Annotated in this window: 13 protein-coding genes; 8 read left to right on the top strand and 5 right to left on the bottom strand. The window is 29.9% G+C overall.

The window, feature by feature from the left end; genetic code table 11:
* Positions 1 to 7 precede the first annotated feature (7 nt).
* The 8 genes from D2A34_RS00900 (at position 8) to D2A34_RS00870 (ending at position 10,383) form a co-directional block, all read left to right on the top strand.
* A complete protein-coding gene (locus tag D2A34_RS00900) occupies positions 8 to 760 on the top strand; it encodes a GGDEF domain-containing protein (protein ID WP_079438680.1) in 753 nt (250 codons plus the stop codon).
* 119 nt (positions 761 to 879) lie between these two features.
* Complete coding sequence (locus D2A34_RS26535) at positions 880 to 1,035, top strand: hypothetical protein (RefSeq protein ID WP_169896763.1); 156 nt, start codon at positions 880 to 882, stop codon at positions 1,033 to 1,035.
* 311 nt (positions 1,036 to 1,346) lie between these two features.
* Positions 1,347 to 1,790 carry a GNAT family N-acetyltransferase gene (locus tag D2A34_RS00895; protein WP_079438681.1) on the top strand — a complete coding sequence of 148 codons (444 nt, stop codon included), beginning with the start codon at positions 1,347 to 1,349 and terminating at the stop codon, positions 1,788 to 1,790.
* A gap of 284 nt (positions 1,791 to 2,074) precedes the next feature.
* Complete coding sequence (locus tag D2A34_RS00890; RefSeq protein WP_119365438.1) at positions 2,075 to 5,074, top strand: hypothetical protein; 3,000 nt, start codon at positions 2,075 to 2,077, stop codon at positions 5,072 to 5,074.
* Positions 5,064 to 6,884 (top strand): hypothetical protein, encoded by a 1,821-nt coding sequence (locus D2A34_RS00885; RefSeq protein ID WP_119365437.1) that lies wholly within the window; start codon positions 5,064 to 5,066, stop codon positions 6,882 to 6,884. Before D2A34_RS00890 ends, D2A34_RS00885 begins: the two co-directional genes overlap by 11 nt.
* Entirely contained in the window at positions 6,881 to 8,461 is a 1,581-nt protein-coding gene (locus D2A34_RS00880) for a reverse transcriptase family protein (protein ID WP_079438685.1), read from the top strand. Before D2A34_RS00885 ends, D2A34_RS00880 begins: the two co-directional genes overlap by 4 nt.
* A gap of 506 nt (positions 8,462 to 8,967) precedes the next feature.
* Entirely contained in the window at positions 8,968 to 9,525 is a 558-nt protein-coding gene (locus tag D2A34_RS00875; protein WP_079438686.1) for a class I SAM-dependent methyltransferase, read from the top strand.
* Between the two features lie 402 nt (positions 9,526 to 9,927).
* Positions 9,928 to 10,383, top strand: a complete 456-nt coding sequence (locus tag D2A34_RS00870; protein ID WP_079438687.1) for an Lrp/AsnC family transcriptional regulator — start codon at positions 9,928 to 9,930, stop codon at positions 10,381 to 10,383.
* Positions 10,384 to 10,580: 197 nt separating this feature from the next.
* Here the strand turns inward: D2A34_RS00870 and D2A34_RS00865 are convergent, their stop codons facing one another.
* From D2A34_RS00865 to D2A34_RS00845, 5 genes are read right to left on the bottom strand one after another with little or no spacing between them, the layout of a single operon-like run.
* Positions 10,581 to 11,204, bottom strand: a complete 624-nt coding sequence (locus tag D2A34_RS00865; RefSeq protein ID WP_079438688.1) for a cytidylate kinase-like family protein — start codon at positions 11,202 to 11,204, stop codon at positions 10,581 to 10,583.
* Between the two features lie 43 nt (positions 11,205 to 11,247).
* Positions 11,248 to 11,952: an ABC transporter ATP-binding protein gene (locus tag D2A34_RS00860; protein ID WP_079438689.1), complete on the bottom strand. Its 705-nt coding sequence runs from the start codon at positions 11,950 to 11,952 to the stop codon at positions 11,248 to 11,250.
* A 1-nt stretch (position 11,953) separates the two neighbouring features.
* Entirely contained in the window at positions 11,954 to 12,724 is a 771-nt protein-coding gene (locus tag D2A34_RS00855) for an ABC transporter ATP-binding protein (protein ID WP_119365436.1), read from the bottom strand.
* A gap of 1 nt (position 12,725) precedes the next feature.
* Positions 12,726 to 13,772 carry a branched-chain amino acid ABC transporter permease gene (locus D2A34_RS00850; RefSeq protein ID WP_119365435.1) on the bottom strand — a complete coding sequence of 349 codons (1,047 nt, stop codon included), beginning with the start codon at positions 13,770 to 13,772 and terminating at the stop codon, positions 12,726 to 12,728.
* Positions 13,773 to 13,781: 9 nt separating this feature from the next.
* Entirely contained in the window at positions 13,782 to 14,666 is an 885-nt protein-coding gene (locus D2A34_RS00845) for a branched-chain amino acid ABC transporter permease (RefSeq protein ID WP_079438692.1), read from the bottom strand.
* Positions 14,667 to 14,688: the final 22 nt, after the last annotated feature.

Here is a 14,688-nt window from a genome sequence, read left to right as displayed (position 1 = left end):
TGATTATATGACAGGAATTGAACCAAGTTTTTTTGAAAATGAGAAAGCTCTACTCAAAGACGCAAAAGAATTAATTGAAGATGAAAAAAGAGATGAAAAAAGTGTATTTAACAACTTCTCAGTAATTGTTAAACAATTTGATAAGGTAATTAGAGATGTTGAGAAAATAATTAGAATTAGTGATGGACAACAGGAATATCTTCATAGAATTCAAAGTGATTTAAAAAAGGAAATTGAAGATAGAATAAGGGCAGAAGAAAAGCTGAAATATTATGCTGCAATTGACACACTTACTGGAGTTTACAATAGAGGAATGGGGCTAGCTTTATTGGAAGCAGAAATTAAATCAATAAGAAGAAATAAAGATGTTTTTTCTATGTGCTATATTGATCTTGATGGATTAAAACATGTAAATGACAATTATGGACATCCTGAAGGGGATGAACTTCTTGTAATAACATGTAAATTAGTAAAAGAAGTAATAAGAAATAACGATATTTTATGCAGGGTTGGTGGAGATGAGTTTATAATTCTTTTTCCAAATATGCAAAAAGAAGATGTAGATGAAGCTATGAGAAAAATAACATTAAATATAGTTAAAGAAAATGAAAAGAAATTAAGACCTTATGATATTTCTTTTAGTTATGGAATAGTCCAAGTAGAATGTGATGATGGTAAAAGTATTGATGAAATCATTCAAATGGCCGATGCTGATATGTATAAATTTAAGAAAAAATATAAGAAAAGTTGTTTTTGCTAGTGCTAAGAATATGGTTTCATAATAATTTTTATAAGATAGCTTGAGTAGGATTTTGAATAAATATTTTTCTGATGGTAAAACTACCTTTAGATTTTAGTATAACTAAAGGAGGAAATCTAATGGAAAAGTTAAAAAAAGGCGAGCATGAAAGAGCCATGGAAAAGGCAAAAGAAATGTTAGATAAAGGTTATGGAATGGGAGAAATCGTAGAGGGAACAAAACTTAGTGAAGAAAATATATTAAAAGCAAAAAGAAAATGGGAAGATCGATCATAACACTATAGTAGATATAGCGTGTGTTGTATAAAAAATAAGGTTAACGGCATAAATGCTATTAAGTTATTCATAATAACTTAATAGCATTTATACTTATAATAGATAGGTATAATATCGTTTATTATCAAAATAGATATCTATATTCTTAAGTTCATAATTTTTATAATACAATTTCATTGTATGAATAATATTTCTTATAAGTAAAAACATATAATATCAGCATTAAATTATGAATATTTATGAATAAATATACAAAAATGATGAATATGTTGTATAATGAGATTATAAAATGAAAAGTAGAGGAAAAGATTATGGATAATATTACATATAAATATATAAAGTATGATGGTAAAGAATTTGAGCAGGTTATTAATTTGAGATTTGATGTACTTTTTAAACCATATGGGAAAATTACTAAGTATGATTATGATGAATTAGATAATATAAGCTTTCATTTAGTAGCAGTATGCGAGAATACGGTTGTTGGATATTCAAGAATGACTAATTTTAACGGTGAAGGCAAAATAACAAATGTAGTTGTTTCTCAAGATTATACTAAAAGAGGAATAGGTTTTGAAATGTTAAAAAAGCATATAATTAAAGCAAAAGATGAGATGATGATGAATTTACATTTAAATTCTAGATTGGAGACTGTTAATTTTTATGAAAAGGTTGGATTTATCAGTATTGGAGATACTTTTTTATCTGATAAAAGTGGGTTGATACTACAAGAAATGTGTTTTAAGGTAAGTTGAAAATTACAAGATATATATTAATGCAATAAAAATCATGTATGAAGAGATTAGATTCTTTTTGTGTATGATTTTTTTTATCTATAGAAATTTATATGATATGTTTTTTTGAGTCAATTTTTACTTATCAACTTAAGAAATAATTAATCCTAAATAAAAAAATAAATTGGAAGTTATAACCATATAATGTAAAATTGTTATATGGTTATTAGGAAGATAAATTTTATTTAATATTTGATACAAATTAGTAAAAGCTTCAAATATAAAGTTAAGGTGGTTTTATTATTATGTCAACGTTTAAAGAAAATGGTTTTTTAAAATCAATTTTCTCATTATGGCAATCTAAAGAACAAGTAAATGAAGAAATATACGTAAATGATAAGGAATCTGAAAACATAATTTTAGTTGAAAAACCAAAGGGTAAAAAAAGAATATGGAAAAAGGATTGTAGTCCTATAAGAAGTGTAGTCTTATGGGGTAGAGATAACGATAATAATCCTTCCTTTCTCATTCTTTATGGTGAACATAAATTTAAGAGTACTGAGGATGATGGAGAACCAATTAATAGAGTTTTAGAAGATAATGTGAAATACACTAGTTATGCAGTATTCAAAGGAAAAGAAGGACATTTTCCTGCTTTCCAAGCTGTAAAAATTATAGATGAGGGAGGATATCATAATAGAAGAGGAAATAATTTACCCAAAATGTATTATAAGACTGGAATAAAATCTTATTGGAAAAGAGATGAAAATTATACAGTACAAGAATTTGTGATTTTAAAATCAGAAGAGCAGATTATATTACCTTACTTTAAATTTTCTTATAAAGAATGTATAGAAAAAATTGAGGAGCAAGGCATTAACTTTCAAGATTTTATCTTGGCAAAGCATCCTAACGAAATTTTAGAATTAAGTGAAGATTTTTTAGAATATTATCAACTAATTTATGATCTAGTAAGTAATGAAAATCTTTATTCCAGAAAAAAGAGATTAAACGAGTTACTTGATATGAAGCCATCAAAAGCAATGTACGAATATCTTATTAAAATAGGAAGTACTGAGCACGTAAGTGGTCTATTTTTGGAACTTGCAAAAAGGAAGGATTCAATATTAGTTGAAGAAGCAAAAATTATTTATGAATCAGAAATACATTGGGGAGAAGAAAGTTATATAAAGGGTGTAAAAAGATGCGCACGAATATATATTTCAACTTTAGATGATAAATTAAAAGAAGATCGAGCTAAATCCATTTGTGAATCATTACCATATATGGATCTGCACCTTATTAGGATTAAGGACAGCAATATCTTAGAGGGGAAGATAATTGAAGGGGCAACTTATCGAAAGTATGCTAATCAAGGACTACTAAGGGAATATCAAGGAAGATACGATTATTCTAAGCGTAAATGGATAGAGCAGAGATGCTCCCAGCGCTATAAGATAAGTAATTATAGTGATGGTGTAATATTAAATACTTTAGAACTAAAAAATACAATACAAGAAGCAGAAGCTTATGGACTTGCGGATGTTATTGGGAAAATAGCATATTACTTAGACTCGCCAAGGCTGACATATTATTTTAGAGGTAATGATAAAACGAAAGAGCTAAAATATTATAAACGATATATACAAAAAATTATTGATTTTTATGGACAAAATGATCCAGAGAGATTTATGCAAGCTATGAAATCTCTACTAACAAGCTATACAAAATATGATTATGTATGTAAATTTCGAGGTAACTTTCAATTTAATGAGATTTTAAAGCATTACTTATACTATGAATTTAAGGATAAACCACCTGTTGGATGGGAAAACTGGGAAGCTAGAAGCAGGTGGATGGAAAATGATCAATTAATGAAGCTTCAAGGGCGATATGAATTTATGAAGAAAATTTGGGACAATCATCTTGAAGATGTATTGGATATTGCTAGCAAAGCAAAAATAGACCCAATTTTAAAGGCTTGCTATTATATTCTAAAAGATTCTAAGAATACTAAACAATTTGTTAATAATATGCCTTACACAAAATTAGTAAAATTGACAGAGGGATCTTATGAACCACTTGCAAATATTTTTAGGCAATTACTTTCAGAGAAATTAAAGTCTGTTGGTATCTTTAAATCTGAGATAATGTTTGCTTTAATGAACAGTTGCAAGAAGGAAAATCATGATTTGGCTAGAGACTATATGAATAAAACCAATGGAGCTTTTTCAGCAAGTGATTTAGTAGTTTTAATTAGGATGAATAATTTTGAAATATGGTCTGAAGTGTTTAAAGAAAACTTACTTTTTTTAGATGCAAGTGAATACTTTAATTTTGTGAAAGCTATCATAAAAAATAGTGAAAAGTTTATAAGTGTTAATTTTTCTAAAGAAATTAAAGATATACTTTCATTTTCTACTAGCAAAATACAGAAGGTTTCAGAAAGTGAAAAAGTAAATCTTTTAGAAAATATGATTTATGAAATATGCAATGCTAATAAAATATCTGACTGGATTCATGAATTTGTCGAAGAAGTTATATTCTCAGTATCCTATGAAGAATTAGACGCTTTACTTAAGAAAGCAAAAATACGACAAGTGACTAAGGCCATTTCACAAAGGAGTAGACAAGTTATTTCGATACTTGAAACAATACAAAATAAGAAATTGCCTTCAGATTCGGATTTTATAGGTATATTAGAAACGGGCACTTCGAAAATGATAACTGTATTATTTACAGCAATTACTGAAAGTAATGAGGAACTAAGTTTAAGATTTTCAACTTTACTAATCATGCTTGAATCAGATATTACTATCCTTAATAAAAAGGCAGAAGAAATTTTTGATAACATGACTGAAGAAAAAAGAAGAAAATTACATGCTATGATAATAGATTCGCCTGTTAATAAGGTGTATTCTTTTGGAATTAGAAAACTAGATGAAATATATAAGGAGTTGATTCCTAAAGAGATCATTATTCAGATGTTAGAACACACATCAAGTGAAGTTAAGGCCTATATTTCTAACAAGACAAACGAGATATTAAATAATTTAGGCAATGGAGATAAGGAACTTTTTATATATTATATTAGGACTTTGCTATTCTTGCCTAATAAGATTTCTAGAAGTAAAGACAATCTCTATGAGGCTATTCCAAAATTTGTACTAAAATATATTGATAAACGGGAGGAAGTTGAGGATATTTTGCTTGATATTGGAGGCTCAAATATAATAAAAGATTCAGAGCGCGCTCTTACTACTCTTGCCCAAATTAGAAAGGGGGTCGTGCTAATTGAAGGTTAATTATCAATACGCAAGTCCATCGATGTGTGTAAACAAAGGAGAAGAGACTGTTTTAGGTCTTAGTCCAGATCTTTCTAGAGATGAAAAAGTTTCCTTCTTAGGTAAGTTAAAGCATCCGTTAATTTTTAGAGATGCAATGTTAATGCTTCGGGAAATTGTTATTTCAGATGCTCGTATAAAGAAAAAAGAAAGAGTAGAATTCTTTGAATGGCTTGAGAGTGAAATTGAGAGGAGAATTCTAAAGCATGAACAATATTTGCCGGGAGTTAGGGAAAATTTAAGTAAGGATATGAGTAGGTTATTAAATACATTGGATGAAAATAATAGTCAGATATCCAAGTTTATTGACATTAAAAATAATCTTAAAAAGGAAATTGATAATCATGATATATGGAAAGATTATTACAAAATTGAAAGGGATTTTTGGAAATTTATAAAAGATAGGGATTTAGATCTTTGGTTTGTGTTAGACCCGGTAATAACAGTACATCCAGATCAAGTTTCATTTGAGGCCTTTTCAATAGATGAGTCAACCTATGGGTGTTTATCGATAGATATGGAGGAATTTGAACTTCTTCAAAAGCCTGAATTGGGTACTACTAATATAGATTTTTCATCTAAATTAGCTAAAGAAATAGAAAGGTTTAGAACCTATAATGAGGTTCAATTATCAGTTAATCCAGAAGGTTTTACAGTAGATACGGGGATAATTCCAGAGCATATGGAAAAGAAAATAGATTTGCCGGAAACTTGGATAAAAGGATTTAACCAGGTTTCATCAGCTGCAAGTTTAGGAGGTACTAATATAGAATTATCCCCTACTGATATATATGATATTTGTTCACTTTTAAGAAGGCATAAAGAACAAAAAAGTCCGAGATATATGAAGTGGATATTAGAGCCTCAAGAGCCAGTTAAAATCATTTTTGAACCCTTTGGCAGTGAACTGACTTTAAAAGCAATATATAATGGAGAAAAATATAGAGAGGAAAAAATATGGGGAAGAAGGAGATGGCTTGTAATAGAAAAAATAATTCCTTTAGCTAAATCTTTCAAAGTAAGGTTACTTGGTTTTGGAATGCCGCAATTTATTACAGCAGACCTTGGTAGAATGAAAATGACTATAGGATTTTCATCATGGTCATCTAATGATTGGGTTAAAGGAACGGCCCTTAACATTCTAGGCGGATTTATTGGTGATGGAAACTATGACAAAGTATATAATTTATTGAAAGAAAAAAGATGTTTATCCATGGAAAGCATATATGATTATCTAAAGAGAGATTCAAATGCTAAAAACAAAGCAGAAATTAAAGCTGGAATTGGCATGCTCTTAAAACGTGGTGAAGGTTATTTTGATGCTATAAATGATACTGTAAGGTTTAGAAAATTATGCAATGAACCTATTCCGAAAGAATTATATGAAACCACAGAAATGGAATTTAAAGTTAAAGAGTTTATGAATGAAGGAATGGATAATTTCTCAGTAGGGGTAAAAGAAAATAATGAGTTTATATTTAAACATTCCTTCAAAATGCCTAATAGTAAATATAAGAATTGGAAATTTCGAGGAACAGAAGACTATAATAGAGAACATGATTTAACAGAAACTCGATTAGAGATAGATGAAGATGGACAAATTTCTAAGGTGAAATGCAAATGCAGAGAGTTTAATAGGGGACCTAGAAATATTTCAGCTCCATGTGCACATATTCTGGCACTATATTTAATATCTTCAAAATTTACAAGATTACAATTAGAAAAAGATAGAGAATATAAAATAAATGATATTATGGAGAGTTTATTATGATGGAGAATCAAGAAACATCTAAAAATAAAAGGCAGGACTATAGAGAAATAGTAAATCAAATGGGTAAAAAAGAATTTACCTTATTAAAGATGCAGGAATATGGATTTTGGCCAAAGAATTTACCTACACCTTATGAAAGACAAGAAAATGAGACGCAAGAGGAATATGCACATAGAAAAAGTTTAATAAAGAAATATGAAAAAATAATAAAACAAATTTCTGACTTGTATAATGAAAAAGATAAAATAAATCAGAAACTTCGTGAGCTTAAAAAAAGATATAATGAGACATGGGACTATGAAAAAATTAGATCAGATGTTGCGAAAGCAATAATGGAAGAATCTATAGCTAGGCGTAAGGAGAGAAAAGAAAAAAGGGCACTTGAAAAAGAGCAAAAAAGTGAAGATTGGAAGAAAGAAAAAGAAAGAAGAATTGTTTTTATCGGTAAAGGTTATTCTAATTCACTTTTTGACAAGGAGAGCGATACGGAGAGATTATTATCACTAGGATTGCCTATTATTGAAGATGATAAAGAGCTATCTGAATTGTTTGAGATTGAATACACAAAGCTGAGATTCTTAGCCTTTCATAGAGATGTAGTAACACTAGATCATTATCATAGATACACAATTCCAAAGAAAAAAGGTGGAGAACGAAATATAGCAGCTCCAAAATCTATCTTAAAAAATGTTCAACGAAAAATCCTAGAGAAAATTTTATCAAAAATTCCTGTATCACATTATGCACATGGATTTCTAAGAGGAAGGTCAGTTGTCTCAGGAGCGAAGGCTCATGCAATAGATGAAAAACATGTAATAATTGAGGATAGCAGAATAAGTAAAAATATTGATACTGAGAGATCTGCCCAGGAAAGAGTTCCATTATTAATTAATATAGATATTGAAGATTTCTTTGGAACTATAACATTCGAAAGAGTTAGAGGAATGTTTAAATCATTTGGTTATTCAGGATATGTTTCATCACTTCTTGCTATGCTTTGTACTTATTGCGAACGAATGCCTATAGAAGTGAGAGGCGAAATAAAATATGTTAAAACATCAAATAGAATTCTACCTCAAGGATCGCCAGCAAGTCCTATGATTACAAATATTATTTGCGGCAAGTTGGATAAGAGATTAAGCGGAATGGCATTAAAAAATAATTGTGGTTATACAAGATATGCAGACGATATGAGTTTTAGCTTTAAACAAGAAATAAATAAGCAAGAACTTAGGAATTTCATAGGATTAACATCAAAAATAGTAATGGAAGAAGGGTTTAAAATAAATCATAAAAAAACACATTTTCTAAGAAATAACAATCGTCAATGTATCACTGGGATTGTTATAAATAACCACGAAATCGGAGTGCCTAAAAAGTGGATAAAAACACTAAGAGCAGCAATTTATAATTCTAAGAAACTTATAAAGAGTGGAGAAAAGGTGCCGATGAGTACCATAAATGAAATAAGTGGGATGGTTTCATGGATCAAAAGTGTCAATGAGGAAAGATATGTAAATATAATTGAGGAGGGCACGAATTTAATAAAAGAATTAACTTATACTCCATATTCTTAAAAATACTTTTAATTGTAAGGTAGACAGATATAGGTACGCGTAGTTTAATACATTAAAACTTAAAATTATTAGAAGTACAAATTTATTATTACTAATATTATGTAAAAAGTTGAATCAATTTCCTTAATATGTTATAATGATTGAGGTAAAGCTGAATCAAAGAGATAGGTTTCTTGGCCTTTATACTATGGTGGTGCGCCATGGTGGAGATTTGTTAGACACACATCATCAGGTTGCGCGCAATTCGCTACGCTACCAATACTGTGCGCTTTTAAAACCGATCCTTCGGTTAAGCGACAGTATTGGTGCTACGCTGAAGTGTCACAACCAAATACAAGAATAGTTAGCAAGAAATCTATCCAACTATATTAGGATTATCTCCAGTTCTATTTAAGTGGAGGTAATCTCTTTTACTATAGAATGTATATTTTATTAAATTTATGAGACGAAGATTGAATAAAATATGTATTCTAAACTAAGAAATGAGTAGAGAGGGTTGTAGTATCATGTGGTTAAAATTCTTAATTGAGTATTTTAAATCGCCAAGAACAGTAGGCGCTGTAGCACCTAGTTCAGGAAAACTTGCTGAAAAAATGTCTGATGATATTGACTTTGAAAATGCAAAATGTATTGTAGAGTACGGTCCAGGAACAGGGGTATTCACTGAGAAGCTGGTTGAAAATCTAAAGAATCATACAGTATTGATTCTTGTGGAATATAATGAAGAGTTTTGCAAGCAGCTAGAGGAGAAGTATAGTGATTACAGTAATGTTTTAATAGTGAATGATTCCGCTGAAAATATTGATAAACACCTGAAAAAATATAATGTTAGTGAGGTAGACTACGTGGTTTCGGGATTACCATTTGCAAGCCTTCCTAAGAGTATGTCAAATAAAATATTAAAGAATACTAAAAATATATTAAAGAAAGATGGATTATTTATAACTTTTCAGTATACATTACTTAAGAAAGGTTATATAGCAAGTTATTTTGAAGATATAAGCTTTGAGAGAGTAATATTAAATATTCCACCAGCTTATGTTTTGAAGTGTCAAAATACCTAATCTATTGTTAACTTAAAATAAGACGGTAACTAACCGAAATAAGATACATTTATGTTTCATCTGATTAGTTAAAATTTCGCTGAAAAGTACTAAAAGGACAACCTCCATTAAGCACTTTCAATAGCTTATTTTTACATGCAGATTACACATACATGTATCTTATTTCGTTGTTTGTATGTTCGCTTAAGTTTTGAAACATATATTTTGAATATATATTAACATGTACAAATATTATGAGGAGGAACATGAAGAAAGAAATGACATTTATCAGAATATAATAGGTGAGAAAAATATAACGTTTTGTAGTAGAAGTGAGATAAACACATAAATTTCATATTGTAGACTTTTTCATTTTCAGAGATTATAATATTTGTAGACAAAGATAATAGTTGGGGGTTATTTATGGATACAATGGACTATAAAATATTAAAATGTTTAATGTCTAATGCGAGGAATAAAGCATCAGATATAAGTAAGGAAATTCATTTATCAGTTTCAGCGGTCCTTGAACGTATAAGGAAAATGGAGAAAAATGATATAATTAAAAATTATACTATCATAGTAGATCAAAAGAAATTAGGAAATGATATGAGTGCTTTAATGGAAGTTAGTTTAGAGCACCCAAAGTTTTATGAAACTTTTACTACTTCAATTAAGAAAAACCCTAATATTGTCTCATGCTATTATCTTACTGGAGATTTTGATTTTATTCTTAAAGTATTCTGTAGATCATCAGATCATCTTGAAAGGATTCATAGAGAGATAAAGAGTCTAGAGGGTGTGTCATCTACAAAAACGCATTTTGTTTTAAAAGACGTAAAAAATGTATATAGCGTAATACCCGAAATAGATGAATAATATAGATTTTTGTTTAGTAAAAAGTTATACAGATTATTCGCATTGAGCCATAAGGATTTAATTTTGAGATTTAAAAGTTTAAATAAAAGTATTTTCTTAGTTTTAGTAAACCGAAGTATGTTCCATTTAATCGTATAAAAAACATGCCTGGAAGTTAAGTTCCAGGCATGTTTTTTTAGTATATCCATATATTGTTTTTATGAATCCATTCTTAATTTTATATACTCTTTAATATATTTAACGCATTTTTCAAAACCTAATTTACTTGTGTCAAGAGATAAATCATAATTTTTAACATCTTCCCACTTCTTACCTGTATGATAATAGTAGTACTCACTTCTATATTTATCTAATCTCTTAATTTCCTTTATTGCTTCTTTTTCTGAAGCGCCAAGGATATCCATTTCGTGTTTAATACAATAATCTTCAGATGCATGAATAAAAATCTTAAATACATTTGGTTTATCTTTTAAAATATAATCAGCACAGCGTCCTATTACAACATATGATTCTGTTTCAGCCAATTCACGTAATACCTTAGCTTGATAATTAAATAAATTATCATTTGAAGTAAAATCATTACTTTCAGGTGGAATTAATTCACCGTTGTATATTTTCTTAGAAACTTTATACAGTAAGCTATTTTTTACACCTTCGTCTGCATTAGCAAATAGGGCCTCATTTATACCACTGTCATCTGAAGCTAGACGTAACAATTCCCTGTCATACATATTTATCCCAAAATCGTTAGCTAGCATTTTACCTATTGTTGTTCCACCGCTTCCGCAAGTTCTAGTTATTGCAATTACAAACTTATCCATGTAATTCCCCTCCTTCTCTATACAACAATTATACCACATTTTATTACTCTCCTAAATATGCCTTTCTAACAGAATCATCATGTAATAATTTATCTGCTGGTCCATTTAATACAACGCTGCCTGTTTCAACAACATATCCACGATCTGCAATTTGAAGTGCCGCATTGGCATTTTGTTCTACTAAGAGAATGGTGGTTCCATCTTTACGAATATTTTTTATAATTTCAAATATTTCTTCAACTACAATAGGAGCAAGTCCCATAGATGGTTCATCAAGTAGTAGAAGTTTTGGATTTCCCATTAGTGCTCTACCTATAGCAAGCATTTGCTGCTCACCACCTGATAAAGTTCCAGCGAATTGCTTTCTTCTTTCTTTTACCCTTGGAAACCAATTAAATACCTTTTCCATTGATTCTTTAATTTCAGCTTTATTTTTAACTAAATAAGCACCAAGTAGAAGATTTTCTTCTACTGTCTGGTCGCCAAAAACCCTTCTTCCTTCAGGAACTTGGCTAATTCCTTGAGCTACTATTTTATGTGCACCTAAATTGCTAATTATTTTATTATCATAGGTAATTTCACCAGATTTTATTATGTTTAAGCCACTAATAGCTCTAAGAGTGCTTGTTTTTCCTGCACCATTAGCCCCGATTAAAGTCACTATTTCTCCGTCATTTACTTCAAGACTTAAATCATGAATTGCATGAATAGCCCCATAAAACACATTAATATTCTTAACTTTTAACATATTATAGCGTAGCCCCCTTTCCTAAGTAGGCCTCAATTACTTGAGGATTTTTTTGGATTTCTTTTGGAAGTCCTTTTGCAATAATTTGGCCGAAGGAAAGTACATAGATATATTCACATACATTCATTACAAGCTTCATATCATGCTCAATAAGTAAAATTGAAATTTTGAATTCATCTTTTATCCAACGTATTAATTTAGTAAGCTCTGCAGTTTCTTGAGGATTCATACCAGCGGCTGGCTCATCAAGAAGTAAAAGTTTGGGCTTAGCAGCTAGAGCTCTAGCTATTTCTAATCTTCTTTGTTGACCATATGGAAGATTTTTAGCCAATTCTTCTGCCTTATCATCTAGTTTGAAAATCTTTAGAATATCTATAGCATCTTTTTTCATTTTAATCTCTTCAAATATTTGAGCAGGAGTATTAAGAATAGAGGCTAATAAACCAGATTTTGCTTGAAAGTTGAAACTAATCATAACATTTTGAAGTACAGTTAATTCAGGAAAAAGTCTAATGTTTTGAAAAGTTCTAGCTATACGTTTTGAGGTAATATTATAAGGTTTAGTTCCATCAATACGTTCTCCATTTAATGATATTTTTCCTTGAGTTGGCTTATAAACACCAGTAAGCATATTAAAAAGAGTCGTCTTACCAGCCCCGTTTGGTCCAATTAGACCGATTAATTGATGTTCGCCTATTTCGATGTTTACGTCAGAAACAGCAGTTAGACCACCAAACGTTATTGTTAAATTTTCTACTGAAAGTAAAGACATGCTATTCACCAACCTTTTTATTTTCTTCTATGTTTTTTAATGATGGATTTTTAAATTTCTTAAAAAATTTTCTTATATTAGTTACTGAAATTTCCCTTGTTCCAAGAATACCTTGTGGACGGAAAATCATCATTATTACAAGTAAAAGAGCATATATAAGCATACGATAATCCTTCATTACATCACTAAGTCCCCTCAAGGATTCAGGCAAATAAATAAGGATTGAAGTTCCAAGGACAGTTCCAGATATACTTCCCATACCACCTAATACAACATAAGTAATTAACTCTATTGATTTAGCAAAGTTAAAGCTTGCAGGATCAATAAAAGTATTAAAATGGGCGTAAAGACCACCTGCAAGACCAGCCATACTACTACCTATAATGAAAGAAATCATTTTATATTTTGTAGAATTAATACCCATTGCTTCAGCAGCTATTTCATCTTCTCTGACAGACATAATTGCTCTGCCTTTTGAAGAGTTGATCAAATTCTTTAATATTGCATAGCAAAGTGCAGCTGATAAAAATACCATCAAGAAAGAAGTTTTTGTCGGAATTGCTGAAATACCTCTAGCACCTCCAACATAATCAATATTTTGAATTAATACTTTAACTATTTCTCCAAAACCTAAAGTACAGATAGCTAAGTAATCACCCTTAAGTCTTAAAATTGGATAACCTATTAAAGCTGCGAGTATTGCTGCGAGTATTATTCCAACAAGTAAAGAAATAGGGAAGGGCATATTAAAATTCTTAGTCATTATTGCAGAACCGTATGCTCCTATAGACATAAAAGCAGCATGTCCCATAGTAAATTGTCCAGTAAAACCTAATATAAGATTAAGTCCTAAGGCTGCAATTAAGAAAATTCCAATTTGCTTCATAAGTCTAAGAATATAGTCACTAATTATTCCCTGATTAACAAAGAGCATTAATATAGCATAGATTATTAAAAGTACTACGAATGTAATTACGTATCTTGTATATATAGCTTTAACTAAGTTTGAGCTTAGATTTTTTTCGTTTTTGGTTATATTATTATCCATCCTTATCACCTACACCTTCACATTGTCTTTCTTACCAAATAAGCCAGTTGGTTTTACAATAAGAATTATAATTAAAATTGAAAAAGCAATTGCATCTGATAAACCTGAGTTAATATATACCTTTGATAAGGTCTCAATAAGTCCCATTGCAATTCCTCCAAACATTGCTCCTGGTATAACCCCAATTCCTCCTAGAACCGCTGCTACAAAGGATTTCAGTCCTGGCATAACGCCCATAGCAGGCTCAAGTCTAGGATAAAGCATACCAACAAGTACACCAGCAGTTGCAGCTAGTGCTGAACCTAAAGCAAAAGTTAAAGAAATAACTCTATTTATATTTATTCCCATTAGGGCTGCAGCATCTCTATCATAAGAGGTTGCTCTCATTGCTCTGCCTGTTCTAGTTTTGTTTACTATAAATTGTAATATAATACATAGTAATATTGTGACTGCAAGTGCGATTATTTGAAGATTACTAATAGTTATTGGACCTAACTTATAAGAAACCAAAGGAATTACTTGTGGAAAGTTTCTTGTATTTGGTCCTGCAATAAAATCAGTTTTTACAAAATTCTGCAATAAAAGTTCCATACCCATGGTAGTAATTAATAGTGTAACCTTAGGTGAGTTTCTAAGTGGTTTATAGGCAATTCTTTCAATTAACATACCTATAACAGCACACGAAATCATAGAAAAAAGCAAACATGGAAGAAATCCAAAGCCTAATACTGTTGCTGCAAAGTATCCTGTAAAAGCACCAACCATATAAATATCACAATGGGCAAAATTAATTAACTTAATAATGCCGTACACCATCGTATAACCGATAGCTATTAAGGCATATACGCTACCAAGGCATATGCCATTTACAATTTGTTGTAACAAAGTACTCATGTCAATCTCTCTCCTTTAAAAT

The sequence above is a fragment of the Clostridium chromiireducens genome (assembly GCF_003575225.1).
Lineage (GTDB): Bacteria > Bacillota > Clostridia > Clostridiales > Clostridiaceae > Clostridium > Clostridium chromiireducens.
The sequence above is the reverse complement of the archived record's forward strand: the minus strand, read 5'-3'. Positions and strand labels throughout refer to the sequence as shown.

Coding starts and splice junctions, on each gene's coding strand:
- D2A34_RS00900 (WP_079438680.1), top strand. CDS start 8: ATGACAGGAATTGAACCAAGTTTTTTTGAAAATGAGAAAGCTCTACTC.
- D2A34_RS26535 (WP_169896763.1), top strand. CDS start 880: ATGGAAAAGTTAAAAAAAGGCGAGCATGAAAGAGCCATGGAAAAGGCA.
- D2A34_RS00895 (WP_079438681.1), top strand. CDS start 1,347: ATGGATAATATTACATATAAATATATAAAGTATGATGGTAAAGAATTT.
- D2A34_RS00890 (WP_119365438.1), top strand. CDS start 2,075: ATGTCAACGTTTAAAGAAAATGGTTTTTTAAAATCAATTTTCTCATTA.
- D2A34_RS00880 (WP_079438685.1), top strand. CDS start 6,881: ATGATGGAGAATCAAGAAACATCTAAAAATAAAAGGCAGGACTATAGA.
- D2A34_RS00875 (WP_079438686.1), top strand. CDS start 8,968: ATGTGGTTAAAATTCTTAATTGAGTATTTTAAATCGCCAAGAACAGTA.
- D2A34_RS00870 (WP_079438687.1), top strand. CDS start 9,928: ATGGATACAATGGACTATAAAATATTAAAATGTTTAATGTCTAATGCG.
- D2A34_RS00865 (WP_079438688.1), bottom strand. CDS start 11,204: ATGGATAAGTTTGTAATTGCAATAACTAGAACTTGCGGAAGCGGTGGA.
- D2A34_RS00860 (WP_079438689.1), bottom strand. CDS start 11,952: ATGTTAAAAGTTAAGAATATTAATGTGTTTTATGGGGCTATTCATGCA.
- D2A34_RS00855 (WP_119365436.1), bottom strand. CDS start 12,724: ATGTCTTTACTTTCAGTAGAAAATTTAACAATAACGTTTGGTGGTCTA.
- D2A34_RS00850 (WP_119365435.1), bottom strand. CDS start 13,772: ATGGATAATAATATAACCAAAAACGAAAAAAATCTAAGCTCAAACTTA.
- D2A34_RS00845 (WP_079438692.1), bottom strand. CDS start 14,666: ATGAGTACTTTGTTACAACAAATTGTAAATGGCATATGCCTTGGTAGC.